The organism is Aeromonas eucrenophila (assembly GCF_000819865.1).
Classification (GTDB): Bacteria; Pseudomonadota; Gammaproteobacteria; order Enterobacterales; family Aeromonadaceae; genus Aeromonas; species Aeromonas eucrenophila.
In genome coordinates this window covers 113,699-138,704 of sequence record NZ_CDDF01000017.1, presented here as the reverse complement: position 1 = coordinate 138,704, position 25,006 = coordinate 113,699, and the positions used below count along the sequence as shown (strand labels likewise).

The window sequence follows — 25,006 nt, the reverse complement described above, 5'->3', positions numbered from 1 at the left end:
AGGCTCGGCGTCACGCCGGGATACGACGTGACGCCGGGCAAAGGCATTTTACCGCAGCGGGATCAGGGCACGATAAAGGCCTGCTCCAGTCCACCCTGGCGGATCTGCTCCAGCAGGGGGGCCTGCTGGTCGGCTGCGATCGGCCCCAGCAGAACCCGGAAGATGGCGTCGTGAGCCACCACCTGGTAGGGCACGCCATAGCGCTGGGTCATTACCTTGCCCATGGCCTCGGCCCTCGGCTGGGAGCCGCTCGCCAGCACCTGGATCATCTTGCCCTGGCCGGTCTGTGCCGCGGAGACTGTGGTGGTCGCGGTAGTGGCCGGCTTGGCGGCGGCCTTGGGCGGGGTGGCTGGCGCCGGCTTGGGAGCCGTTGCCGGCGCCGCAGGCTTGGGCTCACCCAGGAAGGCGCCCTCCTCGGCCGGGGCCGCCGGTTGCATGGGCTGCATCGGCGTCATGGGCACCATCTCGACCATCTGATCCGGGGTATCGTTGATGAGCTCGAGCCGCACCCTTGCCTCGCCGTTCTCCACCATCTCCAGCTGCTTGGCGGCCGCATGGGAGAGATCGATCAGCCGATCGCTGCCGAAGGGGCCGCGATCGTTGACCCGCACTATGGTCTCCAGCCCGTTGTCCAGGTTGGTGACCCGCACATAGCTCGGCAGCGGCAGGTTGCGGTGGGCGGCGCTGAACTGGGTGCTGTCCAGTACGTCGCCGTTGGCGGTCTTCTGGCCATCCAGATCCTGGGCCAGCCAGCTGGCGGTGCCCTCCTCGCTGTAGTGCTTGATGTCGCGCCACACCTCGTATTTCTGCTTGCCTATCCAGTAGTCCCGGTTGCCGCTCGCGCTCATGGGCTCCGGGCGCGGGATGGCGCCCGTGGCTTGCGGGATCTCGATCACCTGGGGCTTTTCCTGCGCGGCGGGTTCCTCGGGAAGCGGCTGTGGCTCCGGCTGGCTGCTACAGGCGGCCAGCAACAAGGCCAGGCTGAGGGGGAGAAGTTTGTGGCTGTAATGCATAAGCGTCCTGGATTGCTTGACTGAGTTGATGCACCGCCATCGCATAGAGCGGGCTGCGGTTATAGCGGGTGATCACATAAAAATTGTGGCGCGCGACCCAGTATTCCGGTCCGTCGGCCTGCTCCAATGCCAGCAGTTTCACCGGCGTGTCCGGTGCCAGCGGGGTGGCGAGTTCGATCCCGGCGGCCGCCAGCTCGGCCCACTGCTGCCTGAGCTCGGGATCTGGCCCCTGCAGGGTACCCACTGGCGCCAGTCCGATCAAGGCGGGCTCGACCACGGATTCTCCCCAGCGCCAGCGATGCTCGGCGAAGTAGTTCGCCACGCTGCCGATGGCATCCACCGGATTGGCGAACAGATCCCGCTTGCCATCCCCGTCAAAGTCGACCGCGTAGTGGCGGTAGCTGGAGGGCATGAACTGGCCCATGCCCATGGCGCCCGCATAGGAGCCCTTGAGACGGGTGAGCGACCACTTCTCCTCCCTGGCGAGCAGCACCAGCTGGGCGAACTCCTTGGCGAAGAAATCGCTGCGCTCAGGGTAGTGAAAACCCAGGGTGTAGAGGCTGTCGAGCACGGAGTGGCGGCCCATCTGGCGGCCATAGAAGGTCTCGATGCCGATGATGGCGACGATAAGGGAAGCGGGGACCTGGTAGCGCTGCTCGGCTCGCGCCAGTGCCTCGGCGTGGCGCTGCCAGAACGCGACCCCGTCCCGGATCCGCTCGGGGGTGACGAACAGCGGCCGGTAGCGGTGCCAGGGTTTGGCTTCCCAGGGGCGGGCTATGGTGTCGAGGATCTCCTGGCGCAACTGCGCCTGAGCGGTGGCCGCCTGAAGCTGGGCAAGGGGCACGGCCTGCTGCTCGGCCAGCCGGCCGAGCTGGGGTGGCTCGGGTGCGGCAACCGCCGGCAAGGAGCCGAGTGCCAGCGCACAGAGAGCGAGCCACAACAACCGACGCATCAGGCGAGCAGTCGTCTGTGGGTCTGGATGGACATCAGGATGCCGAAGCCGGCCATCAGGGTCACCATGGAGGTGCCGCCATAGCTCACCAGCGGCAGGGGCACCCCCACCACCGGCAGTATGCCGCTGACCATGCCCATGTTGACGAACACATAGACGAAGAAGGTGAGGGTCAGGGCGCCACCGAGCAGGCGCTCGAAGCTGTTCTGGGCCTGCATGGAGATGAACAGGCAGCGGCTGATGATATAGAGGTAGATCACCAGCAGCAGGGCAACCCCCACAAGACCGAATTCCTCGCTGAACACCGCGAAGATAAAGTCGGTGTGACGCTCAGGCAGGAACTCCAGCTGGGACTGGGTGCCCTGCAGCCAGCCCTTGCCGAACACGCCGCCGGAGCCGATGGCTATCTTCGATTGGATGATGTGATAGCCACGGCCGAGGGGATCCTTCTCGGGATCCAGCAGCATCAGCACCCGCTGGCGCTGGTAGTCGTGCATCAGGAAGAACCAGAGCACCGGCATAAAGGCGGCGATGAGCAGCGCGGCCAGGCCGATCAGCCACCAGCTGATCCCCGCCAGGAAGATGACGAAGAAGCCGGAGGCCGCCACCAGGATGGAGGTGCCGAGATCGGGCTGGGCCGCGATCAGCAGGGTCGGCAGCAGCACCATCACCAGGGCGATCAGCACGTGGCTGAACTTCGGCGGCAGGGAGTGACGGCTGAGCCAGGCGGCCACCATGATGGGCATGGAGAGCTTCATCACCTCGGAGGGCTGGAACTTCATAAAGCCGAGGTCCAGCCAGCGCTGTGCCCCCTTGCCGATGTGGCCGAACACATCCACCGCGATGAGCAGGAGCACCACCACGGCGAAGGTCGGCACCGACCAGCGGGCATAGAGGGACGGCGGCAACTGGGCCAGCGCTATCATCAGGCTGAAGGCCAGGCCGCCACGCACCAGCTGGCGCACGATGGAGTCGAAATCCTGGCCCGAGGCGGAGTAGAGCACCACCATGGAGAGGGTCATCAGGGCCAGCAGACCGAGCAGCAGCGGCAAGTCGATGTGCAGGCGATACCAGATGCTCTGCTGGCGAGCGGAATTACTCATTGGGAAACGACCTCATTCGGGTTCGGGCTCGCAGGGGCAGGCTGGCTGGGGGCCGGCGGCAACTGGGGCTCTGGTGGCAGCAGGTAGGCATCCAGCATGTGGCGGGCGACCGGCGCCGCCACTGCACTGCCGCCACCGGCGTTCTCCAGCACCAGGGCGACCACGGCCTTGGGAGCATCGAAGGGGGCAAAAGAGACGAACAGGGCGTTGTCGCGGTGTTCCATCTTGGTGGTGGCCGCGTTGTAGACCTGGTTCTCTTTAAGGCCCACCACCTGGGCGGTACCTGACTTGCCCGCCGCCTTGTAGGGGGTGTTGGCAAAGGCGCGACGGCCGGTGCCCTCGTGGCCGTTGATGACGCGCCACATGCCGTCCTTGGCCACCTGCCAATAGGTGTCACTCTTGGCGGCGATGGCGATGTTCGGGTTGATGGGGGCGTTGACCACCCCGTCTGCCGAGGCCGTGCTCTTGAGCAGGTGCGGTGTCACGTCGTGACCGTTCTGGGTCAGGATGCTGATCGCCTTGGCGAGCTGGATCGGGGTGGCGCTCCAGTAGCCCTGGCCGATGCCGATGGAGATGGTGTCCCCCTGGTACCAGGGCTGACGCCAGCGTGCCATCTTCCAGTCGCGGGACGGCATGACTCCACGGGTCTCCTCGAACAGGTCGACGCCGCTGTATTGGCCGAAGCCGAACTTGGTCATGTAGGCGTGGATCTTGTCGATGCCGACCCGGTAGGCGAGATCGTAGAAATAGGTATCCGCCGATACCTCGATGGCGCGATAGACATCGAGCCAGCCATGGCCCCAACGGCGCCAGTCACGAAACTTCTTGGTGGTGCCCGGGATGGAGAAGCTGGGGCCGCCGAAGTAACGGTAGTTGGGGGTGATGGCCCCCTCGTTCAGGCCCATCACCGCCATCATGGGTTTGACGGTGGAGGCGGGAGCATAGATGCCCTGGGTGGTGCGGTTTACCAGCGGGCGCGCCGGATCGTTGAGCAGCGCCGAATAGTTGGTGCTGGAGATGCCGGTCACGAACAGGTTGGGATCGTAGCTCGGGCTCGACTCCATGGCCAGGATGGCGCCGGTGTTGGGATCCATCATGACGATGGCGCCACGGCGGCCGGCCAGCAGTTCCTGGGCCTTGAGCTGTAGACGAATGTCGATGTTGAGGTAGATGTCCTTGCCAGGCTCTGGCGCCTGGAACTTGAGGGTACGCACCACCCGGCCGCGGTTGTTGACCTCGACCTCCTGGTAGCCCGCCACGCCGTGCAGCTGATCCTCGTAGAACTTCTCCACCCCCTGCTTGCCAATGTCCTTGGTGGCCGCATAGTTGGCGAGCTTGTCTTCCTTGTCGAGGCGCTCCACGTCGCGGGTGTTGATCTTGGCCACGTAGCCGAGCGCGTGGGTCAGGGTATCGCCAAACGGATAGTAACGCTTGAGGTAGGCCTCGATGCTGGCGCCCGGGTAGTTGTGCTGGTTGACCGAGAAGAGCGCGACCTGATACTCGGTCAGCTTCTCGAACAGGGGCACCGGCTTGAAGCGGCGCTGGCGCTTGACCTCGGCCAGGAACTTCTCCTTGGTGCCTTCCGGCAGGGCCAGCAGGGCGATCAGCTCGTCGGCGGTCTGCTCGAGATCTCCCGTCTCCTCCGGCACTATTTCCAGGCTGTAGACCGGGCGGTTCTCGGCCAGCAGCACGCCGTTGGCGTCATAGATGAGGCCCCGGGGCGGCGCCACGGGCACGACCCGGATCCGGTTGTCGTTGGAGCGGGTCTGGTAGGTATCGTAAGACTCTACTTGCAGGTAATAGAGGTTGCCAAGCAGCACCAGCATGAGTACCACCATGCCAATGTAGGCCACCAGGGTGCGCCGAAAGAACAGACGTCCCTCGGCACTGTGATCGCGCATTTCGATGCGATTCTTCAGCATGCCGCTACCTTATGGCCGACGAGGGCAAAGACAGGAACCACATGGGTCACTCCCTGTGGTTCGGGTGGTTGAGGGTGATGCGTGGGCTGGGCATGGTTCACTCTCGATGATAGGGATGATTGGTGGTGATGCTCCAGGCGCGATAGAGGCTCTCGGCCACCAGCACCCGCACCAGCGGATGGGGCAGGGTCAAGGGTGACAGCGACCAGCTCTGCTCGGCGGCGGCCTTGCACTCCGGCGACAGGCCTTCTGGTCCACCGACCAGCAGCGCCACGTCGCGACCATCCAGCTTCCAGGCTTCCAGCTGGGTAGCGAGCTGCTCCGTGGTCCAGGGCTTGCCCGGGATATCCAGGGTGACGAGGCGGGAGCGGCCGGCGGCGGCCAGCATGGCTTCCCCTTCCTTCTGCAGGATGCGGGGGATGTCGGCATTCTTGCCGCGTTTGCCTGCGCCTATCTCGACCAACTCGAACGGCATGTCTTTCGGGAAACGGCGACGGTATTCTTCGAAGCCATGCTCTACCCAGGCAGGCATCTTGGTGCCCACTGCAATCAACTGGATCTTCATCTTTCTTTACACTTGCACCCTTGTATTACGCTTGCGCACTCTTATTGCGTTGGCACTTGGGCGCCGCCCCAGAGCTTTTCCAGTTGGTAGAAGTCGCGGTATTCATCCTGCATCACGTGAACGATGACAGACCCCATGTCCACCAGCACCCATTCACCGCTGAGCTGGCCCTCCACGCTGAGCAGACTGAGCCCGGCGTGGCGTGCCTCGCTGGCCAGGTTGTGGGCGATGGCACTGACATGGCGACTGGAGTTGCCGGAGCAGATGATCATGGTGTCCGTGATGGTGGATTTGCCGCGCACATCCAGAGTGATGATATCGCGGCCTTTCATGTCATCGATCTTGTCGACGATAAAGGCGAGTAATTCTTGGCCTTGCAAATGTCTTCTCCTATCTTCCGGCGCACTGGTACAGCGTAAAGGCGGCGGATTATATCATGGTCATTCCCGTTTCCCAGCCCGGCAAAGGGAATGGATCCAGGGTCGTCCTCTGGCCGCCAATGAGCGGGACGGAGCAGGGCAGGCCCCTGTCGATCACTATAGTGCGCAACCGCGCCGGGCAATAGTCGGGTCGATGTGGGCTGCGCCTCAGGGTGTCGGCTGGTAGAGCCTGTGCTGCGCTATGTAGTCGGCCACCGAGACCGGCAACAGATACCTGGGATCCTGTCCCGCCGCCAGCAGGGCTCTTAGGCGGGTGGCGGACAGCTCGATGGGCAGGTTGTCGCTAAGCCAGATATGCCCGTGACGATGGCGATGCAGATCCTGGGGGTCTTGCGTCTGCTGGCGGGCCAGCAGCTCGGCCACCTCGGCCGGGTAATCCGGTTGCCAGCCCGGGCGCAGGCTCACCACCAGATGGGCATGATCGAGCAGCTCCCGCCAGCGATGCCAGCCTGGCAGTGAGAGCAGGGAGTCCATCCCCATCAGGAAGCAGAGCGGGGTGTCCGGCAGCGCTTGCCTCAATTCGATGAGGGTATCTATGGTGTAGGACGCTTTATCTCGCCTTATCTCCCGCTCATCCACCACGAAGCCCGGGTTCTCCGCCGCCGCCAGGGCGACCATGGCCAGGCGCTGCTCGCTCGAGCAGAACGGGCTGGCCCTGTGGGGGGGAATGTGATTCGGGATCAGGCGCATTTCGGCCAGACCCAGCGCGGCCTGGGCCTCGATGGCCGGGCGCAGATGGCCGATGTGTATCGGATCGAAGGTGCCACCCAGGATCCCAATGGGAGCCTTCAACATGATGCCGGCTCCAGCAGGGGCAGCGGGGTAGCATCGCGAAAACCCAGGGCGATGGTCTGCAACATCAGCCAGGCCTGCTCGGTGTCGAAGCGGCGCTGGGCGTCGTCTAGCCGGGCCATCAGCTGCCACAGTTGCTGCAGCTTGCCAAACGGCAGCCGGGTCAGGGCCTGTTGAATGAGCTGCTGGCGGCTCTGCCAGATGCGCAGACGGGAGAAATGCTCCACCAGGGGTTGGCCTGCCCGGGCGGCCAGGGCCAGCTCGGTGAGCTGCTCCAGCTCGCGGCACAGGGCCCAGGCCAGCATGCCGGGCTCGGTGCCTTCGGCCCGCAGCGCCAGCAGGATGCGCTGAGCCCGGTTCACCTTGCCCTCCAGCAGGCAATCGATGAGCTGGAAGGGGGTGAAGTGGGCGTGGCGAATGATGGTCTCTTGCAGATAGGCGACGCTGATGGGCTGGGGCGGCGACAGCAGGGTCAGCTTCTCTATCTCCTGGCTCGCGGCCAGCAGGTTGCCCTCATAGGCGTGACACATGAAGTTGATGGCATCCGGCATCGCCTTGAGGCCAAAGCGCTGGAAACGGGCCCCCATCCAGCGCGGAAAGAAACGGGGCTCGGGGTGATTGACCGGCACATAGGTACCGAGCTTGTCGAGTTTGTCGAACCAGGCCGCCTTCATCTGGGTTTGATTGAGGCGGGCGCCCGAGAGCACCAGCAGCAGGTCGGGATGCAGCTGTTTGCCAATCTCACCGATGCGGGTGGCCAGATCCTTGTCGACCTTGGCGGGCAGCTCCAGCTCGATGATCTGGCGTGCCGAGAACAGGCTCATGGCCTGACAGGCATCATAGACCCGGTTCCAGTCCAGCCCGGCTTCGACCACGAAGCTGTGGCGCTCATCGAAGCCTTGCTTGAGGGCCACCTGACGAATGGCGTCGATGGCCTCGAGCTTGAGCAGCGGCTCGTCACCAAATACCAGATAGCAGGGCTTGAGCCCTGTCTTGAGATGGTCCGCAAACTGCTCGGGGTAGACTCTCAATTTAAGATACTCGCATCAGAACTTGACCTGGCTGAGCTGGCGGATCACCAGGCTCGCGGCCTGTTCCTGCATCTCCTTGCGAAGCTGCTCCTGCTCGCGGGAGGAGGCGAGGGCCGCATCCGGCTTGTTCAGGAAGCTGCGGTTGAAGGTGATGGGGAAGACCTGAGTCGGCTTGCCCTGCATGCTGATGCTGAACTGGGTGCTGTAGCCGAGCAGGTACTCACGCTCCTGACCGATGGAGTCGACGGAGGCAACCTGGCTGCTGCCGCGGATACCCGCCAGGGTCATCACCGGAATGCCCTCCTTGTCGGCCAGGGTCACCCCGGCGGCCTTGAGGCGAGTGGTCACCATGCGATAGAAATCGCTCTTGTTGTCACCGACTACCTTCATGGTCATCAGCTCGGGGGGGATGGCGGTTCCCCGCATCTGAAAACCGCAGGCCTGCAGCAGCAGGCCCGTCAGCATGATGGCAATCCAGCGAGTAAGGGGCATGCCCATGTGAATTCCTCTTTGAATGATTTAAAAGACGGCGGGCCAGGCCCGCCGTCGTCATCGTTGACTCATGTCCGTTGCGGGATCAGTTTGCAACGATGTTGAGCAATTTGCCCGGCACGTAGACCACCTTGCGCACGGTCAGACCGTCGGTGAACTTTTGCACCGAGGCATCGTTCATGGCCAGCTTCTCGACCTCGGCCTGGCTTATCTCGGCCGGCACTGTCAGCTTGCCGCGCATCTTGCCGTTGATCTGTACCACCACCAGTTTCTCGGTCTCGACCATGGCGCTCTCATCGGCCACCGGCCAGCTGGTCACGTCGATGTCCCCTTCCTTGCCCAACATCTTCCACAGCTCGAAGCCGATGTGCGGGGTGATGGGGTAGAGCATGACCAGCACGGCTTCCAGCGCTTCCTGCATCAGGGCGCGGTCCTGCTCCTCGGTGCCGAGCTTGGTCAGGTTGTTCATCAGCTCCATGATGGCGGCGATGGCGGTGTTGAAGGTCTGGCGACGACCCACGTCATCGCTCACCTTGGCGATGGTCTTGTGCAGCTCGCGGCGAACGGCTTTCTGCTCGTTGCTGAGGGCGGCCAGGTTCAGTGCGGGGGCGGCACCGGTACTGACGTGCTCGAAGGTCAGACGCCACAGGCGACGCAGGAAGCGCTGGGCACCCTCGACGCCGGAATCGGACCACTCCAGGGTCATGTCGGCCGGGGAGGCGAACATCATGAACAGACGCACGGTATCGGCGCCGTAACGCTCCACCATCAGCTGGGGATCGATGCCGTTGTTCTTGGACTTGGACATCTTGGTCATGCCGGAGTGGATCACCTCGCGGCCTTCATTGTCCACCGCCTTGGTGATGCGACCCTTCTCGTCCCGCTCCACCTTGACGTCGGTCGGACTGACCCAGACGTTGCCGCCCTTCTCGTCCTTGTAGTAGAAGGCGTCGGCCAGCACCATGCCCTGGCAGAGCAGGCGCTTGAACGGCTCGTCGCTGTTGACCAGACCGGCATCGCGCAGCAGCTTGTGGAAGAAGCGGGCGTACAGCAGGTGCATACAGGCGTGCTCGATGCCGCCGATGTACTGATCCACCGGCAGCCAGTGGTTGGCGGCAGCCGGATCCAGCATGCCCTTATCGTAGTCCGGGGAGCAGTAGCGGGCGTAGTACCAGGAGGACTCCATGAAGGTGTCGAAGGTATCGGTCTCGCGGAATGCTTCCTGGCCGTTGTAGCTGGTCTTGGCCCACTCGGGGTCGGCCTTGATCGGGCTCTGGATGCCATCCATCACCACGTCTTCCGGCAGCAGCACCGGCAGTTGATCTTCCGGGGTCGGCACCACAGTGCCGTCGGCCAGGGTCAGCATGGGGATGGGGGCACCCCAGTAACGCTGACGGGAGACGCCCCAGTCACGCAGACGGAAGTTGACGGTGCGCTTGCCGCAACCGAGGGCTTCCAGCTTGTTGCTGATGGCGTCGAAGGCGGCCTGGAACTCGAGACCGTCGAACTCGCCGGAGTTGAACAGCACGCCCTTGTCGGTGTAGGCGGCGGCGATCACGTCAGGGGCATCGCCGTCGGCGGGCTTGATCACGGGCTGGATGGGCAGACCGTACTTGGTGGCGAACTCGTGGTCACGCAAGTCGTGGCCGGGCACTGCCATCACGGCGCCGGTGCCGTAGTTCATCAGCACGAAGTTGGCGATCCAGACCGGTACCTTGTGGCCGCTCAGGGGATGAATGGCATAGAGGCCGGTGGCCATGCCCTTCTTCTCCATGGTGGCGAGCTCGGCTTCGGCGACCTTGGTGTTCTTGCACTCTTCGATAAAGGCGGCGAGTGCCGGGTTATCGGCGGCAGCCTGCTGGGCCAGCGGGTGGCCGGCGGCGATGCCCACATAGGTCACGCCCATGAAGGTATCAGGACGGGTGGTGTAGACCTCCAGATGCTCGTCCTGGCCCTCGACCTGGAAGCTGATGTTGACCCCTTCGGAGCGGCCAATCCAGTTGCGCTGCATGGTCTTGACCATCTCGGGCCAGCCGTCCAGGTTGTCGATGTCGTTCAACAACTCCTCGGCATAGTCGGTGATCTTGATGAACCACTGGGGGATCTCTTTTTGTTCCACCGGGGTGTCACAGCGCCAGCAGCAGTTGTCGATCACCTGCTCGTTGGCCAGCACCGTCATGTCGTTCGGGCACCAGTTGACGGAGGAGGTCTTCTTGTAGACCAGACCCTTCTCGTACAGCTTGGTGAAGAACCACTGCTCCCAGCGGTAGTAGTCCGGCTTGCAGGTCGCGAGCTCGCGATCCCAGTCATAACCCAGACCCAGCATCTTCAGCTGGTTCTTCATGTATTCGATGTTTTCGTAGGTCCAGGGGGCCGGTGCAGTGGCGTTCTTGATGGCGGCGTTTTCTGCCGGCAGACCGAACGCATCCCAGCCGATGGGTTGCAGCACATTCTTGCCATTGAGCCGTTGATAACGGGAGATCACATCACCTATGGTGTAGTTACGCACGTGCCCCATGTGTAGACGACCAGACGGATAAGGGAACATGGACAGGCAGTAGAACTTCTCTTTGTCTACTTTTTCCACGGCCTTGAAGGTTTTCTTGGCATCCCAGTGCTGTTGCACTGCTGGTTCGATGGATTGGGGAACGTATTGCTCTTGCATTGGTGACATCCGGATCTGTGAAATGAATAGATAAAACGGCTGGGAAATCCCGATAGAATACCCATATCCTGCGGCGGCAACAACCGCCAGCATCCGCCGGGTCTCGGGCCGGCCATGATCAGCGAGTAGCAGAGGAGTAACGGCCATGGACAAACGTCAAAAAGGGTACGAAGCCTTCATCGCCCAGCTCAAGAAGCACTGGGAGGAGACGGAAGAGTTCCAGGGGGAGCGCCTCAACCGCATGATTGCCAAGGTGCAGGCGTACCTTGAGGCGGCCGGTGACCTGACCCAGGACGAACTGGCACTGATCGCCGAATATGTGAAACGGGATCTCGGCAACTATGACGAGGGACGGGCCGAGGCGCCGGAATCGGCCTTTATGCTGGCCTTGAAAGATACTGCCTGGTCCTGGCTCGCGGATGTGACGGATCGCGCCCAGGTGGAGTGGAGCGAGCTGGCGGACGAACTGGAGCACAAGGGGTTTTACCGGGCCGGCGACTGGGTCGGGCTCGGGGTGCTGGTGTGCGATAGCTGCGAGTGGCGCCACACCGTGCTGCATCCGGAGCAGCTCGGCACCTGCCCCGAGTGTGGTGCCAACGAATATCACCGCGAGCCGCTCTCCCCTTGAGCCACTGGCCACGACGACAAATGGACAAATGAAAGAGGCGCCCATGGGCGCCTCTTTTGATCGGGTTGGATAGCCGGTTCAGAGCCCCGGTCAGAGGGTTCTGGCCCAGGGGTGGGCGCGGGGGCGCAGGGCCAGCCCAAGGCCGAGCAGCAGGGCGGCGATGCCATACATGGGCCAGCTGCCAAAGCGCAGGTAGGGCGTCGAGCCGTGGGCGGGGCGCACCTCGGCACGCAGCACCCCGGCCTCGAACTGCGGGAGCTGGGCTATGATGCTGCCATCGATTTCGGTGACTATGGTGATGCCGGTGTTGGTGTCGCGCAGCAGCGGGCGGGCCAGCTCCAGGGCGCGCATGCGGGCGATCTCCATGTGCTGCCAGGGGCCGATGCTGGTGCCGAACCAGGCGTCGTTGGAGACGGTCAGCAGGAAGTCGGTATCCGGCTGCACGTTGCGACGCACCTCGTCTGGGAAGATGATCTCGTAGCAGATGGCGGCGGCGAACTTGAGCCCTTTGGCGATCAGGTTCGGCTGCACCTCGTCACCCCGGCTGAAGGAGGACATGGGCAGGTTGAAGAAGGGCGCGATGGGGCGCAGCAGATCTTCAAACGGCACGAACTCGCCGATGGGCAGCAGGTGGTACTTGTAGTAGCGGTTCTTGTGCTCGTAGTGGTAGGACTCCTTGCCGTCCAGATCCTGCACCCCCATGCCGAGCACTGTGTTGAAGAAGCGCTGCTGCTTGAGATCGTAGTGAATGATGCCCGCCAGCAGGCCGGTGTCATTCACCTTCATCGCCTTGTCCAGGCTCTCCAGATAGGTGCCCATCTCCTTCTCGATGGCCGGGATGGCGGATTCAGGCCAGATGATGATGTCGGCATCCTGATTCTCGCGACTCAAGTCCTGATAGGTGCGCACCGTGGGGATCAGCGCCTCCGGATCCCACTTGAGGGACTGGGCGATGTTGCCCTGCACCAGCGCCACCTTGACCGGCTCGCCCCGGGTCACCCAGTTCAATTGCATCAGCCCATGGGCGGTGCCCACCAGGGCGACGGGGACCAGCAGCCAGGCCGGCTTGCGGCTCTGCCACACCAGCCAGAGAGCGGAGGCCGACAACAGCAGCGCGAGGGTGATGCCCTGCACCCCGAGGATGGGGGCGAAGCCTTTGAGGGGGCCGTCAATCTGGGTGTAACCGAACCAGAGCCAGGGGTAGCCGGTCATCACCCAGCCTCGCAGCCAGTCGGCCCCGAGCCAGAGCGCCGGGAAGGCGAGCAGCCAGCGGCTCCAGTGACGACCGCTGAAGAAGCGGGAGAACAGCCAGCAGGCTAGGGTTGGATAGAGAGAAAGGTAGGCGCAGAGCCCGGCCAGCAGCACGAAGGCGACCGGCAGCGGGATGCCACCGAACTCGGTCATGCTGACATGGATCCACCACTGTCCAGGCAGGAAGAGCCCCATGGCGTAGCCGAAGCCACGCCAGGCGGCCTGCTTGGGCTTGGCCTTGTCCAGCAGGGCGTAGAGGCCGAGCAGGGACGGGATCACCAGAGGCCAATAGCCGAAGGGGGAGAAGGCCAGTACGGCGATGGCGCCAGAGGCCAGGGCAAACAGGCTGATCAGGAGTTTCGATTTCACTGGGGCTAGGGGCTCGATTGGACTGAATGAAAGTTGAATGGCCGACATCTTAACCGCAAACCGCGCCAACGGCGAGCCTCCCTGTATGGCGCGGGATCCTGAGGGAATCCGGAGGGGATGGCCTTGGTCAGAATGACAAACGCCCCTGGGAAGGGGCGTTGATAGACAGGACGAGACTGGGGCGGGATCAGGACTCCGGCTGGGCCGCCGCGTGATTCTCCGGGATCTTCACCTGCAGCTGTTGCAGGCGACGCCTGTCCGCGTGCATCACCTTGAACAGGTAGCCGTCGAGCTCGATCTCCTCGCCCTTCTTCGGAAGGTGGCTGAAGGCGTGCATCACCAGGCCGCCGACGGTATCTACCTCTTCATCGCTGAACTGGGTGCCGAAGAAGTCGTTGAAGTCCTCGATCTCGGTGAGGGCGCTGACCGAGAAGACCCGCTTGCTGATGCGGCGGATCTCTTCCGGCTCGTCCTCGATGTCGTCGAACTCGTCGTCGATCTCGCCGACGATGAGCTCCAGTATGTCCTCGATGGTCACCAGACCGGAGACACCACCAAACTCGTCCACCACGATTGCCATGTGGTAGCGCTCTTCGCGGAACTCCTTGAGCAGACGATCGACCCGCTTGCTTTCCGGTACTATCACGGTCGGGCGCAGGATCTGTTCGAGCTGCAGCGGCTCGCTGGCGTGGTGGCCACCGAAGCCGAACGGCAGCAGATCCTTGGCGAGCAGGATGCCCTCCACGTGATCCTTGTCTTCGTTGATCACCGGGAAGCGGGAGTGGCCGGATTCGATGATGACCGGCAGGAACTCGTCCACCGGTTGGGACTTCTCGATGGTCACCATCTGGGAGCGGGGGATCATGATGTCGCGCACACGCAGCTCGGCAATTTCGAGCACGCCCTCGATCATGTCCTTGGTGTCCTGATCGATGAGGTCTCGCTCCTCGGCGTCGGCTATCACTTCCACCAAATCGTTGCGGTCTTTTGGCTCGCCCTGGAAGAGTTGGCTGAGTTTGTTTAGCCAGGTTTTCTTCGGCGAGCCGGTACTAGGGTGATCGTCGGTCATTTTCTCTCTTGGTTACTCGTTTGAACACATAGGGATGCTTGTCTGGCTATATAAGGATGGTCTCAGTCTGTTTCAATCAGGTGACCATCCCAAGTGCCTTTATGCTTCGACTTCGTCGTCGAGATAAGGGTCCGCAAAGCCGAGTTCCTGCGTGATGTTGCGTTCTGGAACTGCACCATCTCATCGGCTTTCATTCACCTTATTATTCGACTTCGTCGTCGAGATAGGGATCCGCAAAGCCGAGCTCCTGCATGATGTCGCGCTCAAGCGCCTCCATCTCCTCGGCTTCCTCGTCCTCGATATGGTCATAACCTAGCAGATGCAGACTGCCGTGCACAACCATGTGAGCCCAGTGGGCCTCCAGGGGTTTATTCTGCTCCTGGGCCTCGGCTTCCACCACCTGGCGACAGATCACCAGATCCCCGAGCAGGGGCAGTTCCATGCCGGGGGGAGCTTCGAACGGGAAGGATAGCACGTTGGTGGGCTTGTCCTTGCCGCGATAGGTGTGGTTGAGCTCGCGGCTCTCCGCCTCGTCCACCAGCCGCACCGTCACCTCGGCCTCCTCCTGGAAGCCCAGGATGGTGCCGTCCAGCCAGCCTTGCAGCTGGGCCTCGGTCGGCAGGCCTTCCGGGCTGGCGCAGGCCAGTTGCAGATCCAGGGTCACGCTCATTGGGCACTCTCTTCTCTTGAAATGGCTTTATTGTTTTTGGCCGTGACGGCCTCGGCCTGGGCGGCGTCGAACGCCTCGTAGGCTTGCACTATGCGGGCGACTACTGGGTGGCGTACCACGTCCTTGGACTCGAAGAAGTTGAACGACAGGCCATCGACTCCCTGCAGCACTTCCAGCGCATGACGCAGGCCGGATTTGGTGCTGCGGGGCAGATCCACCTGGGTGATGTCGCCGGTCACCACCGCCTTGGAGTTGAAGCCGATGCGGGTCAGGAACATCTTCATCTGCTCGGTGGTGGTGTTCTGGGCCTCGTCCAGGATGATAAAGGCGTCATTCAAAGTGCGGCCGCGCATATAGGCGAGCGGCGCCACTTCGATGATGTTGCGCTCCATCAGCTTCTCGACGCGCTCGAAGCCCAGCATCTCGAACAGGGCGTCGTAGAGCGGGCGCAGATAAGGGTCCACCTTCTGGGAGAGATCGCCGGGCAGGAAGCCGAGCTTCTCCCCCGCTTCCACCGCCGGACGGGTCAGCAGGATGCGACGGATCTCCTGGCGCTCCAGGGCGTCCACCGCGGCGGCCACCGCCAGATAGGTCTTGCCGGTACCGGCCGGGCCTATGCCGAAGCTGATGTCGTGGCGCACTATGTTGGCGATGTACTGGGCCTGATTCGGACTGCGGGGCTTGATGAGGCCGCGCTTGGTCTTGACCGTCACCTCCTTGCCATAGGGCAGGGATGAGGCCTCTTCCTCGTCCTGCTCCAGCACCCGGGACTCTTGCACCGTCAGGTGCACCATGTCGGGGGTGATGTCGGTCACCTTGCCACCCTTCAGCGTCTGGGTTTCCACATAGAGGTGCTTGAGGATGACGGCGGCGGCATCCACCTGTGCCTGCTTGCCGAGCACTTGAAAATGGTTGTCGCGATAGCTGATCTCGACGCCGAGGCGGCGCTCCAGCTGCTTGAGGTTGTCGTCGAAAGGGCCGCACAGGCTGGCGAGGCGCTGATTGTCGGCGGGCTCCAGGTGCAGATTCAGGGTCGAGATGTGTCGGCTCAAAGTGTCCTCGTCTCAGCTGTTCCGCCATCCGGCCGTGCCGGATGGCGATGGTTGATCAATGGGGCCTGAAGGCGGCAACGCCCAATTCATCCGGTACATTGTCCGGGCGACGCGCCAGGATCTCCTGAGGCGCCGTGGCGATACGCAGGTTCATCTCCTCCTCGCCACGGATGAAGACACCGCGCAGGGAGTAGGGGCGCACGTCGGTGATCTCCACGTCGGCGAAGCCGCCGATGAGGCGGTGCGGGCCTTCGAAGTTGACCACCCGATTGTTCTCGGTGCGGCCAGACAGCTGCATGGGGTCCATTTTGGAGGGCCCCTCCACCAGGATGCGCTGCACCGAGCCCAGCATGGCGCGGCCGATGAGCATGGACTGGTGGTTGATCTGGTTCTGCAGCCGGGTCAGGCGGGCCTTCTTCACCTCCATGTCGACGTCGTCAGGCAAGTCCGCGGCTGGGGTGCCGGGGCGCGGGCTGTAGATGAAGCTGAAGCTCATGTCGAAGTTGATCTCCTCGATCAGCTTCATGGTGGCCTCGAAGTCCTCGTCCGTCTCGTTCGGGAAGCCGACGATGAAGTCGGAGCTCATGGTGATGTCGGGGCGTACGGCCCGCAGGCGGCGGATCTTGGACTTGTACTCCAGCACCGTGTGAGGGCGCTTCATCATGGTCAGGATGCGATCCGAGCCGCTTTGCACCGGCAGGTGCAGGAAGCTGACCACCTCCGGGGTGTCCCGATAGACCTCGATGATGTCGTCGGTGAACTCGATGGGGTGGCTGGTGGTGTAGCGAATTCGGTCGATGCCGTCGATGGCGGCCACCAGCCTGAGCAGCTCGGCGAAGGTGCAGTGATTGTCATCAAAGGTGGGGCCGCGGTAAGCGTTGACGTTCTGGCCGAGCAGGTTCACCTCGCGCACCCCCTGTTGGGCGAGCTGGGCAATTTCATAGAGCACGTCGTCCAGCGGCCGGCTCACCTCCTCGCCACGGGTGTAGGGCACCACGCAGAAGGAGCAGTATTTGGAGCAGCCTTCCATGATGGAGACGAAGGCGCTGGCCCCTTCGGCGCGAGGCTCGGGCAGGTTGTCGAACTTCTCTATCTCGGGGAAGGCGATGTCCACCTGGGCACCCCGGCCTTCCTGCACCTGCTTGATCATGGCGGGGAGGCGATGCAGGGTCTGCGGGCCGAAGACGATGTCCACATAAGGCGCCCGTTGACGCAGGTTTTCCCCCTCCTGGGAGGCAACGCAGCCGCCCACGCCTATCACCAGGCCTGGCTTCTTCGCCTTGAGCTTCTTCCAGCGACCGAGCTGGTGGAACACCTTCTCCTGGGCCTTCTCGCGGATGGAGCAGGTGTTGAGCAGCAGAACGTCGGCCTCTTCGGGCTCTTCGGTCAGGGTGTAGCCGTTGCTGGCATCCAACAGATCCGCCATCTTGGACGAGTCGTACTCGTTCATCTGGCAGCCCCAGGTCTTGATATGAAGTTTCTTGCTCATCGCTACTCTTGACTATTTTTGCTATCGACAGGGTCAAAGGACCGGCCATTTTACTCCTCAATCCCGGTGCTGACCAGTCTGGGGCCATCCGGCCCGCCACTGGGCCGATTGCCCCGCCAGCCGGGGCTTTGCCGCTGATCCAGCAAGGCAATTCGCCGCCTCTCTCACTGTTTATCCCGCGTCCTTGCGCTATCATGGCCCCATTCGATTTAGCCTCTGGCTCCTCGCCTTGGGCGATCCTTTTCAGGAAGCACGCTATGGAACACTGTGATATCGCCATCGTCGGCGCCGGTATGGTGGGGGCGGCCACCGCCTGCCTGCTGGCGGCGCAAGGCCTCTCCATCCGGGTCATCGAGACCCAGCTGCCCGAGCCCTATGCCCCGGAACAGCCGCTGGATCTGCGGGTCTCCGCCATCAGCCAGGCCTCGGTGGCCCTGCTGGATCAGGCCGGTGCCTGGCAACATCTGCAGCAGATGCGGCTGTGCCCCTACCGCCGACTGGAGACCTGGGAGCTGGAGGGCTTCGCCACCCGCTTCGACGCCGCCGATCTGGGGCTGCCCCAACTTGGCTACATCATGGAGAACCGGCTGGTGCAGCTCGCCCTGCTCAAGAGGATGGAAGATTTCCCCAACATCCAGACCCACACCCCGGCGGCGGTGCGGAGCCTGCGCCAGAGTGCGGATGCCGCGGTATTGACGCTGGATGATGGCACCGAACTCAGTGCCCGCTGGGTGCTGGCCTGTGACGGCGCCGAGTCGCTGACCCGCCGCCTCGCCGGTATCGGCGTGTCGCGCTTCGAGTACCGTCAGCACTGCATGCTGATCAACATCGACACCGAGTTTGCGCAAGAAGACATCACCTGGCAGCAGTTCACCCCGAGCGGCCCGCGCGCCTTCCTGCCGCTGCCGGGCCAGCACGGCTCCCTGGTGTGGTACGACAGCCCGGCCCGCATCCGCGCCCTGTCGGCCATGAGCAACGAGGCCCTGGCCGCCGAGGTGCGCCGCCACTTCCCGGCCCGGCTCGGTGGTTTCAGCGTGACGGCCAAGGGCAGTTTCCCGCTGGTGCGTCGCCACGCCAACGACTATCACGCCGGGCGAGTGGTGCTGCTTGGGGACTCGGCCCACACCATCAACCCGCTGGCGGGGCAGGGGGTCAACCTCGGCTTCAAGGACGTGGCCTGCTGGGTGGAATTGCTCGCCAAGGCGGGCAGCGACTGGCACCTGTTGGCCCAGGCCGAACGCTACGAGCGCCGCCGCCTCCCGGACAACCTGCTGATGCAGTCGGGGATGGATCTGTTCTACGGGGTGTTCAGCAACAAGATAGGGCCGCTGCGGTTGGCTCGCAATCTGGCCCTGAATCTGGCAGACAAGGCGGGCCCGCTCAAGGAGATGGCGCTACGCTACGCACTGGGATTGGTGTAATGGGCAGTGTTTTGCACTGCTAGTTAATTGACTGGTGGAGTATCAATCCGCCAGGATGACGTATCTGGTGTTTTGTATTGCCCCAGGGCAGCATCTTTGATGATGTCGGCGGACGCAAGGGCGAAACAGAGACGGACAATCGGGGAGCAAAGGGATGAACAAGGCACTGCTGGTGATCGACTTTATCAACGATCTGGCCCATCCGGATGGGCGCATCGCCGCCTCGGCGGCCCATGTGGTGGAGCAGGATGCCATCACCCACGCGAATCAGGCGCTGGCTCATGCCCGCGCCCAGGGTTGGCTGGTGGTGCTGTTCAAGGTCGGCTTCGACGCGGGTTATAAGTTGCAGCCCAAGGGTTCCCCCATGTTTGGTCGCGCCCAGCAGTTCGGCGCCCTGTCTCTGGCCGACAGCGGCACCGACTTTCATCCCGCGCTGGACGTGCAAGCCGGCGATCTGGTGCTGACCAAGCCCAGAGTCAGCCCCTTCTATGGCACGGCGCTGGAGCCGGCGCTGCGGGCCAACCAGATCGATCACCTCTATCTGTGCGGGATCAGCACCAGCTGGGCCATTCAGGCCGCCACCCGGGATGGGCACGACCGGGACTACGCCATCACCATCCTCGAGGATGCCTGCGCCGCGGCCGATGCCATGGATCATCACGGCTCGCTGCGCATGCTCGGCCGCATCGCCGAGATCATCAAGGTGGCCCAGCTGAGCTGACGCGCCCTTATCGAGTCGCTCACATTTTGCTCATGGGCCGCTGTTGAAACCGCGTGGTTTTGGGGCAAGATGGCAGAAACAGAGCTGGCCACAAGGATGAGGGCATGCGTTATCAAGGAAACATTGCGAGCTGGAACCGGGAGCGCGGTTTTGGCTTTATCAGGCCGCAGTCGCAGCCACAGTCATATTCACAACAAGAGCAGAGAGACGCCGATCTGTTCGTGCACATATCCTCCCTGACCTTCGACGGCAAAGCGCCCGAGGCGGGGGAGCGGGTCTCCTATCAGCTGGGCACCGGCAAGGATGGCAAGCCCTGTGCCGTGCAGGTGTTCTTCCCCGACCGGCCCCTGTCGCTGGTGGATGGCTTCAGCCCGGCGCCTCGGCCCCACAGACAACCCACCTACAGGCGCAAGGGCAACTGGCGCGGCAAGCTCATCCCCTTGCTGGTGCTGGCGGGCCTGTTCTCCATTTATTCCCGCTTCTCGGCCGAGTCGAGCTCGCCGCCGCCAGCCTCCTCACCCGCGAGCGCCGGGGTGAGCGCTTTTGAGAGCGCCCCGCCGGCACCCACTTTTATCAAACAATGCGACGGTCGGCAGTACTGCTCCCAGATGACCTCTTGTGAGGAGGCGACCTGGTTTTTGCGCAACTGCCCAAACATGAAGATGGACGGAGAGGGGGATGGTATCCCCTGTGAAGATCAGTGGTGCAATCGTTGAGTGGCCCAGGCTATCAGTCGAAGAAACCGATCCGTCCGGGCTAACCTTGCCTGCGCGCCGGCAGGGAATGCCCCATCAGTCACCCTGCATCAAGCGGAGAGGCTGGGTCTGGCCTCCGCCTCTGGATGTTCCGCCCTGACCAACTCCAGGAAGCGATCGCGAATGGGATCGGCGAAGGTCGGGTTCCACACCAGGCTGATCTCCCACTCAGAGTAGGGCCCGGAGAGGGGGTAGAGGGTGACGTCCGGGCCGGCGATAAAGCTGACGCTGCGGGGCAGTATGGCGTTGCCGATCCCGGCGGCGACCAGGGCCACCAGGGTCTGGATGTCTTCCGCCTCCTGGACCATGCCGGTCAGCCGGTTGGCGCCGAGGAAGTTGGCGATCTGCTGGGTGAGACCGGGGCAGCGATGGGCCACCATCTGCAGCAGGGGTTGATGCACCAGGGCATGCTCCACATCGAAGGCGGCGGGGTTCGGCCCGATAAGCTGGGTCGGCACCGCCAGCACCAGCCGATCGGTCAGCAGTCGATGCTCTTGCAGTTGCGGCGCCTGTGGTCGGCGCATAAAGCCGATTTGCAACTGGCCCGATAGCAACAGCTCGTGCTGGATGGCGGAGGGCATGTCCTGCAGGTGCACCAGCACCTCGGGCACCTGCCGCTTGAAACGGGCGACCAGGGAGGGCGCCAGCACGAAACTCGACAGTCCGAACCCCATCTTGAGCCGCCCGGCCGCACCGCTTGCCAGCGCCAGGGCATGGCGCTCGAAGCCCTTGCCGTGCTCGACCAGGGCGCTGGCCTGGGTGAGCAACTGGGCGCCGATGGCGGTCAGTTCGGCGCCGTGGCGACCCCGATTGAACAGGGTGGTGCCGAGGCTCAGCTCCAGCCCCTGGATCTGCTTGGTGAGCGCCGGCTGGGTGATGAACAGCCGGTTGGCGGCCTCCCGGTAGTTGGCGGTCTCCGCCAGCGTCACGAAGGCCTGCAGTTGTCTCAGGTCGAATTTCATTCCGTTTGGTTATCCAATGTGGCGATTTAGTGATTATAAATTATCTATCTACCTTGTTCTAATGAGCCTGTCACGGACCAACAGCCGGTCTGAACTGAGAACTAGGGGTCACATCATGCATACCGAACGCTATCTGTTTTTGATCAAGGGGAGCCTCATCATGGCCCAGCCGCTGGCGGCGGCCGAGACGGGGGAGCTGTTGACCAGCCTGTTGTCACAGGGGTTCGTGGTGGCGCCCCTGATGGTGTGGGCGAGCGACACCGAACAGGCGATGGCCTGCTATGAGGGCAGGGCTCAGCGTCAGGCACTCTCCAGCTCGCTCTCCGGGGTCGAACCCGGGTTGGCGGGAGCGGCGACATGAGTGCAATCATCCTGCGGGCCAAGGCCCTGTTGCTGGACATGGATGGCACCCTGGTCAAGTCGACAGCGGGCGTGGAAACCGTGTGGCGACTCTGGTGCCGCCACCATGGGCTGGCGCCCGAGCCCGTGCTGGCCATGTGTCATGGGGTGCGGGCCAAGGAGGTGATAGAGGCATTGGCGCCCCAGCTGGACATAGCGCTGGAGATGGCACTGCTGGACGAGTTGGAACTTGCGCACGCGGGCGTGGCCGAGCCGATCGAGGGGGCTCTGGCCCTGCTCCATGACTTGCCTGCCGATCGCTGGGCACTGGTCACCTCCGCCAGCAAGCGGGTGGCAAGGGGTCGGCTTAGGGACGCCGGGTTGCCGCAGCCGGGGCTGATGATAGGCGGGGATGACGTGGTGCGGGGCAAGCCGGATCCCGAGCCCTACCTGTTGGCGGCGAGCCAGCTCGGCCTGGATCCCGCCGACTGTCTGGTGTTTGAGGATGCACAGGCCGGCATCGCAAGCGCCCTGCAGGCGGGATGTCAGGTGGTGCAGATTGGGGGGGAGCGTTTGCTCAATGCCAGGGTGAGCGGGTGGCTGAACGACTGGCGGCCGATGAGGGTGACCGAGGAGGAGGCGGGGCTCTTGCTCAGCCTTCCGAATCGCCTGCCTGGCTGAATGAGGGGAAAGGGGGCAGAAAAATGCCCCCTCGTTGAGGGGGCAGGAGCGGTTAATCGAAGACCCGGAAGCGAACCTCGTCGTCGATGAAGGTCTTGTCACCGGCCGGTTGCTTGATGCTGCCGAAGGGCATCTGGGCGCGCAGCAGCCAGCTGGCGGGCAGATCCCACTCCTTGCGAACCGCCTCGTCGATCAACGGATTGTAGTGCTGCAGGGAGGCACCAATCCCCTCCTGGGCCAGGGCGGTCCAGACCGCGAACTGGGCGATCCCGGTGGCATGCTCAGACCAGATGGGGAAGTTGTCGGCATAGAGCGCAAATTTCTGCTGCAGATCCTTGATAACGGCGGTGTCTTCGAAGTACAGCACAGTGCCTGCGCCCGCCCGGAAGCTGCCATCTACCTTGGCCTCACTCTGGGGATAGGCCTCTGGCGGGACTATCTTCTTGAGCTCCGCCTTGACGATGTCCCACAGCTTGTGGTGCTCGGCCCCAAACAGGATGACGGCGCGCGAACTCTGGGAGTTGAATGATGAGGGGCTGTGTTTGATGGCGTCCTTGATGAGGGCGCTCAGCTGTTCCGGTGACTGGGAGACCTGGTCACCCAGGGCATAGATGGTACGACGTACTTTGATCTGTTCGATAAACGGACTGCTCATAACATCTCCTTGGTTTACTGAATCATCGTCGCCAGCCTGGGCCATGAAGGTCATCTGGCTCCGATCTTTCGAGTCATCGACTATAACACCCTCCGCACGATAAACCGTCAACACTGGGTGATGAGTGTTTCTACTTTTTATGGATATTCACATGAAGAAACCCGCAATAGCTCATCGGAGCTGATAATTCATCATTTGTCAGTAAAATAGATGTTAATGATTCCAATCAATATTTTTTCGGCGCATCCCACCATAGAATCAATCTGGCAGGATATTTTATAGAGGGTGCTATGGCAGGCGAGATCATCAAACGGCGCTACTACGTGCTGACCCCGCTCTCCTTCCTGCTCGGCGCCCTGGTACTTATCGCCACCCTGCTGCTGGCCCTGTCCAGTTACCTGCGCAGCGTAGACAAGACGATTGCCGGCTATGAGCACATGCTCGGCTCCATCGAAGCCACCCTGATCCACGAGATGGTGCTGGCCAACCAGAGGCAGCTCGCGGTGCTGGAGGCCTCTCTGGACAAGGTCGCCATCGCCAGGGGGGAGTCGGCCATCAATCCCATCTGGGCCATCGCTCACCAGTTCAAGCACGACGCCCACTACCTCTATTTCTACAATGCCCGCATCAACCGGGTCGACAGCTATCCCGCCAGATCTGCACCGCCGAGCTACCAGCCGAAGACGCGCCCCTGGTACCAGGCGCTGGCCACCGACAGCGACAAGCTGATCTGGTTCGGTCCCTATCAGGACTACGACTCGACCAACCAGGCCCTGACCCTGATCAAGCGGGTCGAAGACGGCGAGGGGCTGCTGCTGGGCCTGCTGATGGTCGACATGTCGTTCGGCTCCCTGCAGGCGGCGCTGTGCCGGGCGCTGGGGGATGAGCAGGCCGCCATCCATATCACCGAGCGCCACACCGGCCAGCTGGTGGTGGGACACAATCAGCAATTGTTGCCGACTGCCGGGCCTGAGGCAGGATACGGGACGAGCGGGCTGGACGTGATCCGGCATGGCAGTCACCTCAGGCTGGCGCTGGCCGACATCGGCTGGGATCTCAACCTCTATCTGCCGCCATCCCGATTTCATGACAGCCTGCGGGAGACCCTGCTGATGGTGATGCTGCCCGCGTTGGCCCTGCTCGGCATCTGGCTATGCAGCCTCATGTTCCTGGTGCGGATCTTTCGCCAGGAGCAGGCGTTGATCCAGGGCTCCCTCAACGATATCCGGCAGAGCACGGATCCGATGGCCATCCCGCACAGGCAGCACACCTGGTTCGTGCACGGCAGCCTCGGCGAGATAGACCAGGTCAGGACCCATCTGCTGCAGGGGCAGGATGCACTGTTGCAGGATCCCCTCACCGGCATCATGAACAGGCGCGCCTTCGATCAGGACAGCATCAGGCTGGAGCAGGACGAGACGCCCCATTGGCTGCTGCTGTTTGATGTGGACAACTTCAAGCGGATCAACGACAGCTGGGGCCATGGGGTGGGGGATGCGGTGCTGCGCCGGGTGGCGACCATACTGGCGCGATCCTTTGGCAGCACCCAGGTCTATCGTATCGGTGGCGATGAGTTCGCCGCCCTGCTGCCCTGGGACAGCCAGGATATTGGCCCCAGCCTGGATCACCTGCTCACCCGGGTGCGAGAGCTGAAATGGCGGGAATTCAAGGAGCCCATCACCCTGAGTGCGGGGGGAGCCCGTTATCCGGATGCCGGGGATTCCCTGTTCGAGCAGACCGATGCCTGCCTGTATCAGAGCAAGCGACGGGGGAGAGACTGCTGGCACCTGTGGTCGGGAAAGGGGGAGACGGGCTCCGTGGCAGCCCTGTCGTGACAGTATCTGTCTGAGCGCCGCGAGAGAAAATGGGGCTGCGACAAATGAAAGGCGGGTCACTGGGGGGATGATTTCCCCTGTGACCTTTTTTTTTAGTGTTTTTTCAGGTGTTTATCATATTTTAACGATGGCTG

The 25,006-nt window shown here is 62.9% G+C and carries 24 protein-coding genes; 7 read left to right on the top strand and 17 right to left on the bottom strand.

What is annotated here, in order from left to right; all coding sequences use genetic code 11:
* Positions 1-62 precede the first annotated feature (62 nt).
* The 10 genes from BN1124_RS17690 to leuS form a co-directional block, all read right to left on the bottom strand.
* Positions 63-1,013: a septal ring lytic transglycosylase RlpA family protein gene (locus BN1124_RS17690; protein WP_042644059.1), complete on the bottom strand. Its 951-nt coding sequence runs from the start codon at positions 1,011-1,013 to the stop codon at positions 63-65.
* Complete coding sequence (gene mltB / locus BN1124_RS17685; protein WP_156128431.1) at positions 955-1,965, bottom strand: lytic murein transglycosylase B; 1,011 nt, start codon at positions 1,963-1,965, stop codon at positions 955-957. Before mltB ends, BN1124_RS17690 begins: the two co-directional genes overlap by 59 nt.
* A complete protein-coding gene (gene rodA / locus BN1124_RS17680) occupies positions 1,965-3,068 on the bottom strand; it encodes a rod shape-determining protein RodA (protein ID WP_042644057.1) in 1,104 nt (367 codons plus the stop codon). Before rodA ends, mltB begins: the two co-directional genes overlap by 1 nt.
* Positions 3,065-4,990 (bottom strand): penicillin-binding protein 2, encoded by a 1,926-nt coding sequence (mrdA, locus tag BN1124_RS17675; RefSeq protein WP_042644055.1) that lies wholly within the window; start codon positions 4,988-4,990, stop codon positions 3,065-3,067. Before mrdA ends, rodA begins: the two co-directional genes overlap by 4 nt.
* 97 nt (positions 4,991-5,087) lie before the next feature.
* On the bottom strand, positions 5,088-5,555 hold the full coding sequence (rlmH, locus tag BN1124_RS17670) for a 23S rRNA (pseudouridine(1915)-N(3))-methyltransferase RlmH (protein WP_033130955.1): 468 nt from the start codon (positions 5,553-5,555) through the stop codon (positions 5,088-5,090).
* 41 nt (positions 5,556-5,596) lie between these two features.
* Positions 5,597-5,935: a ribosome silencing factor gene (gene rsfS, locus BN1124_RS17665; RefSeq protein WP_042644053.1), complete on the bottom strand. Its 339-nt coding sequence runs from the start codon at positions 5,933-5,935 to the stop codon at positions 5,597-5,599.
* 207 nt (positions 5,936-6,142) lie between these two features.
* Positions 6,143-6,790: a nicotinate-nucleotide adenylyltransferase gene (nadD, locus tag BN1124_RS17660; protein ID WP_042644051.1), complete on the bottom strand. Its 648-nt coding sequence runs from the start codon at positions 6,788-6,790 to the stop codon at positions 6,143-6,145.
* Positions 6,784-7,818 (bottom strand): DNA polymerase III subunit delta, encoded by a 1,035-nt coding sequence (holA, locus tag BN1124_RS17655; protein ID WP_042644049.1) that lies wholly within the window; start codon positions 7,816-7,818, stop codon positions 6,784-6,786. Before holA ends, nadD begins: the two co-directional genes overlap by 7 nt.
* Before the next feature lie 15 nt (positions 7,819-7,833).
* On the bottom strand, positions 7,834-8,316 hold the full coding sequence (locus BN1124_RS17650; RefSeq protein ID WP_042644047.1) for an LPS-assembly lipoprotein LptE: 483 nt from the start codon (positions 8,314-8,316) through the stop codon (positions 7,834-7,836).
* A 79-nt stretch (positions 8,317-8,395) separates the two neighbouring features.
* Positions 8,396-10,975, bottom strand: coding sequence for a leucine--tRNA ligase (gene leuS / locus BN1124_RS17645; protein ID WP_042644045.1), 2,580 nt, complete (start codon positions 10,973-10,975; stop codon positions 8,396-8,398).
* A 145-nt stretch (positions 10,976-11,120) separates the two neighbouring features.
* Here leuS and BN1124_RS17640 point away from each other — a divergent pair, with 145 nt between their 5' ends.
* Positions 11,121-11,603, top strand: a complete 483-nt coding sequence (locus BN1124_RS17640) for a zinc ribbon-containing protein (RefSeq protein WP_042644043.1) — start codon at positions 11,121-11,123, stop codon at positions 11,601-11,603.
* 90 nt (positions 11,604-11,693) lie between these two features.
* Here the strand turns inward: BN1124_RS17640 and lnt are convergent, their stop codons facing one another.
* The 5 genes from lnt to miaB form a co-directional block, all read right to left on the bottom strand.
* Positions 11,694-13,271, bottom strand: a complete 1,578-nt coding sequence (gene lnt, locus BN1124_RS17635; protein WP_042644041.1) for an apolipoprotein N-acyltransferase — start codon at positions 13,269-13,271, stop codon at positions 11,694-11,696.
* A 139-nt stretch (positions 13,272-13,410) separates the two neighbouring features.
* Positions 13,411-14,292 carry a CNNM family magnesium/cobalt transport protein CorC gene (gene corC, locus BN1124_RS17630; RefSeq protein WP_033130964.1) on the bottom strand — a complete coding sequence of 294 codons (882 nt, stop codon included), beginning with the start codon at positions 14,290-14,292 and terminating at the stop codon, positions 13,411-13,413.
* 202 nt (positions 14,293-14,494) lie between these two features.
* A complete protein-coding gene (gene ybeY / locus BN1124_RS17625) occupies positions 14,495-14,962 on the bottom strand; it encodes an rRNA maturation RNase YbeY (RefSeq protein WP_042644039.1) in 468 nt (155 codons plus the stop codon).
* On the bottom strand, positions 14,959-16,014 hold the full coding sequence (locus tag BN1124_RS17620; protein ID WP_042644037.1) for a PhoH family protein: 1,056 nt from the start codon (positions 16,012-16,014) through the stop codon (positions 14,959-14,961). Before BN1124_RS17620 ends, ybeY begins: the two co-directional genes overlap by 4 nt.
* Positions 16,015-16,069: 55 nt before the next feature.
* On the bottom strand, positions 16,070-17,503 hold the full coding sequence (gene miaB, locus BN1124_RS17615) for a tRNA (N6-isopentenyl adenosine(37)-C2)-methylthiotransferase MiaB (protein WP_042644035.1): 1,434 nt from the start codon (positions 17,501-17,503) through the stop codon (positions 16,070-16,072).
* Between the two features lie 257 nt (positions 17,504-17,760).
* Here miaB and BN1124_RS17610 point away from each other — a divergent pair, with 257 nt between their 5' ends.
* The 3 genes from BN1124_RS17610 (at position 17,761) to BN1124_RS17600 (ending at position 20,361) form a co-directional block, all read left to right on the top strand.
* Complete coding sequence (locus tag BN1124_RS17610) at positions 17,761-18,924, top strand: FAD-dependent monooxygenase (RefSeq protein ID WP_042644033.1); 1,164 nt, start codon at positions 17,761-17,763, stop codon at positions 18,922-18,924.
* A gap of 154 nt (positions 18,925-19,078) precedes the next feature.
* Positions 19,079-19,645, top strand: a complete 567-nt coding sequence (locus tag BN1124_RS17605) for a cysteine hydrolase family protein (protein WP_042644031.1) — start codon at positions 19,079-19,081, stop codon at positions 19,643-19,645.
* A 104-nt stretch (positions 19,646-19,749) separates the two neighbouring features.
* The gene (locus BN1124_RS17600) at positions 19,750-20,361 is read left to right on the top strand and encodes a cold shock domain-containing protein (RefSeq protein WP_042644029.1); all 612 of its coding nucleotides are present in this window, start codon (positions 19,750-19,752) and stop codon (positions 20,359-20,361) included.
* Between the two features lie 89 nt (positions 20,362-20,450).
* Here the strand turns inward: BN1124_RS17600 and BN1124_RS17595 are convergent, their stop codons facing one another.
* Complete coding sequence (locus BN1124_RS17595; RefSeq protein ID WP_042644028.1) at positions 20,451-21,362, bottom strand: LysR family transcriptional regulator; 912 nt, start codon at positions 21,360-21,362, stop codon at positions 20,451-20,453.
* Positions 21,363-21,477: 115 nt separating this feature from the next.
* Here BN1124_RS17595 and BN1124_RS17590 point away from each other — a divergent pair, with 115 nt between their 5' ends.
* Both BN1124_RS17590 and BN1124_RS17585 read left to right on the top strand, forming a co-directional pair.
* Positions 21,478-21,723 (top strand): hypothetical protein, encoded by a 246-nt coding sequence (locus tag BN1124_RS17590; RefSeq protein ID WP_042644027.1) that lies wholly within the window; start codon positions 21,478-21,480, stop codon positions 21,721-21,723.
* A complete protein-coding gene (locus tag BN1124_RS17585) occupies positions 21,720-22,382 on the top strand; it encodes an HAD-IA family hydrolase (RefSeq protein WP_042644025.1) in 663 nt (220 codons plus the stop codon). Before BN1124_RS17590 ends, BN1124_RS17585 begins: the two co-directional genes overlap by 4 nt.
* Before the next feature lie 52 nt (positions 22,383-22,434).
* Here the strand turns inward: BN1124_RS17585 and BN1124_RS17580 are convergent, their stop codons facing one another.
* The gene (locus BN1124_RS17580) at positions 22,435-23,037 is read right to left on the bottom strand and encodes a nitroreductase family protein (protein ID WP_042644023.1); all 603 of its coding nucleotides are present in this window, start codon (positions 23,035-23,037) and stop codon (positions 22,435-22,437) included.
* 290 nt (positions 23,038-23,327) lie between these two features.
* On the opposite strand from BN1124_RS17580, the gene BN1124_RS17575 reads away from it, so the two are divergent.
* Positions 23,328-24,872, top strand: coding sequence for a diguanylate cyclase domain-containing protein (locus BN1124_RS17575; RefSeq protein WP_042644021.1), 1,545 nt, complete (start codon positions 23,328-23,330; stop codon positions 24,870-24,872).
* Positions 24,873-25,006 lie beyond the last annotated feature (134 nt).

Bases quoted from the DNA above. Each gene is read 5' to 3' on its own strand.
- rlmH (WP_033130955.1), bottom strand. From the start codon at position 5,555: ATGAAGATCCAGTTGATTGCAGTGGGCACCAAGATGCCTGCCTGGGTA.
- BN1124_RS17610 (WP_042644033.1), top strand. From the start codon at position 17,761: ATGGAACACTGTGATATCGCCATCGTCGGCGCCGGTATGGTGGGGGCG.
- miaB (WP_042644035.1), bottom strand. From the start codon at position 17,503: ATGAGCAAGAAACTTCATATCAAGACCTGGGGCTGCCAGATGAACGAG.
- BN1124_RS17605 (WP_042644031.1), top strand. From the start codon at position 19,079: ATGAACAAGGCACTGCTGGTGATCGACTTTATCAACGATCTGGCCCAT.
- BN1124_RS17690 (WP_042644059.1), bottom strand. From the start codon at position 1,013: ATGCATTACAGCCACAAACTTCTCCCCCTCAGCCTGGCCTTGTTGCTG.
- mrdA (WP_042644055.1), bottom strand. From the start codon at position 4,990: ATGCTGAAGAATCGCATCGAAATGCGCGATCACAGTGCCGAGGGACGT.
- BN1124_RS17595 (WP_042644028.1), bottom strand. From the start codon at position 21,362: ATGAAATTCGACCTGAGACAACTGCAGGCCTTCGTGACGCTGGCGGAG.
- mltB (WP_156128431.1), bottom strand. From the start codon at position 1,965: ATGCGTCGGTTGTTGTGGCTCGCTCTCTGTGCGCTGGCACTCGGCTCC.
- nadD (WP_042644051.1), bottom strand. From the start codon at position 6,790: ATGTTGAAGGCTCCCATTGGGATCCTGGGTGGCACCTTCGATCCGATA.
- BN1124_RS17650 (WP_042644047.1), bottom strand. From the start codon at position 8,316: ATGGGCATGCCCCTTACTCGCTGGATTGCCATCATGCTGACGGGCCTG.
- BN1124_RS17590 (WP_042644027.1), top strand. From the start codon at position 21,478: ATGCATACCGAACGCTATCTGTTTTTGATCAAGGGGAGCCTCATCATG.
- corC (WP_033130964.1), bottom strand. From the start codon at position 14,292: ATGACCGACGATCACCCTAGTACCGGCTCGCCGAAGAAAACCTGGCTA.
- BN1124_RS17580 (WP_042644023.1), bottom strand. From the start codon at position 23,037: ATGAGCAGTCCGTTTATCGAACAGATCAAAGTACGTCGTACCATCTAT.
- ybeY (WP_042644039.1), bottom strand. From the start codon at position 14,962: ATGAGCGTGACCCTGGATCTGCAACTGGCCTGCGCCAGCCCGGAAGGC.
- BN1124_RS17600 (WP_042644029.1), top strand. From the start codon at position 19,750: ATGCGTTATCAAGGAAACATTGCGAGCTGGAACCGGGAGCGCGGTTTT.
- BN1124_RS17585 (WP_042644025.1), top strand. From the start codon at position 21,720: ATGAGTGCAATCATCCTGCGGGCCAAGGCCCTGTTGCTGGACATGGAT.
- lnt (WP_042644041.1), bottom strand. From the start codon at position 13,271: ATGTCGGCCATTCAACTTTCATTCAGTCCAATCGAGCCCCTAGCCCCA.
- leuS (WP_042644045.1), bottom strand. From the start codon at position 10,975: ATGCAAGAGCAATACGTTCCCCAATCCATCGAACCAGCAGTGCAACAG.
- rodA (WP_042644057.1), bottom strand. From the start codon at position 3,068: ATGAGTAATTCCGCTCGCCAGCAGAGCATCTGGTATCGCCTGCACATC.
- BN1124_RS17575 (WP_042644021.1), top strand. From the start codon at position 23,328: ATGGCAGGCGAGATCATCAAACGGCGCTACTACGTGCTGACCCCGCTC.
- BN1124_RS17640 (WP_042644043.1), top strand. From the start codon at position 11,121: ATGGACAAACGTCAAAAAGGGTACGAAGCCTTCATCGCCCAGCTCAAG.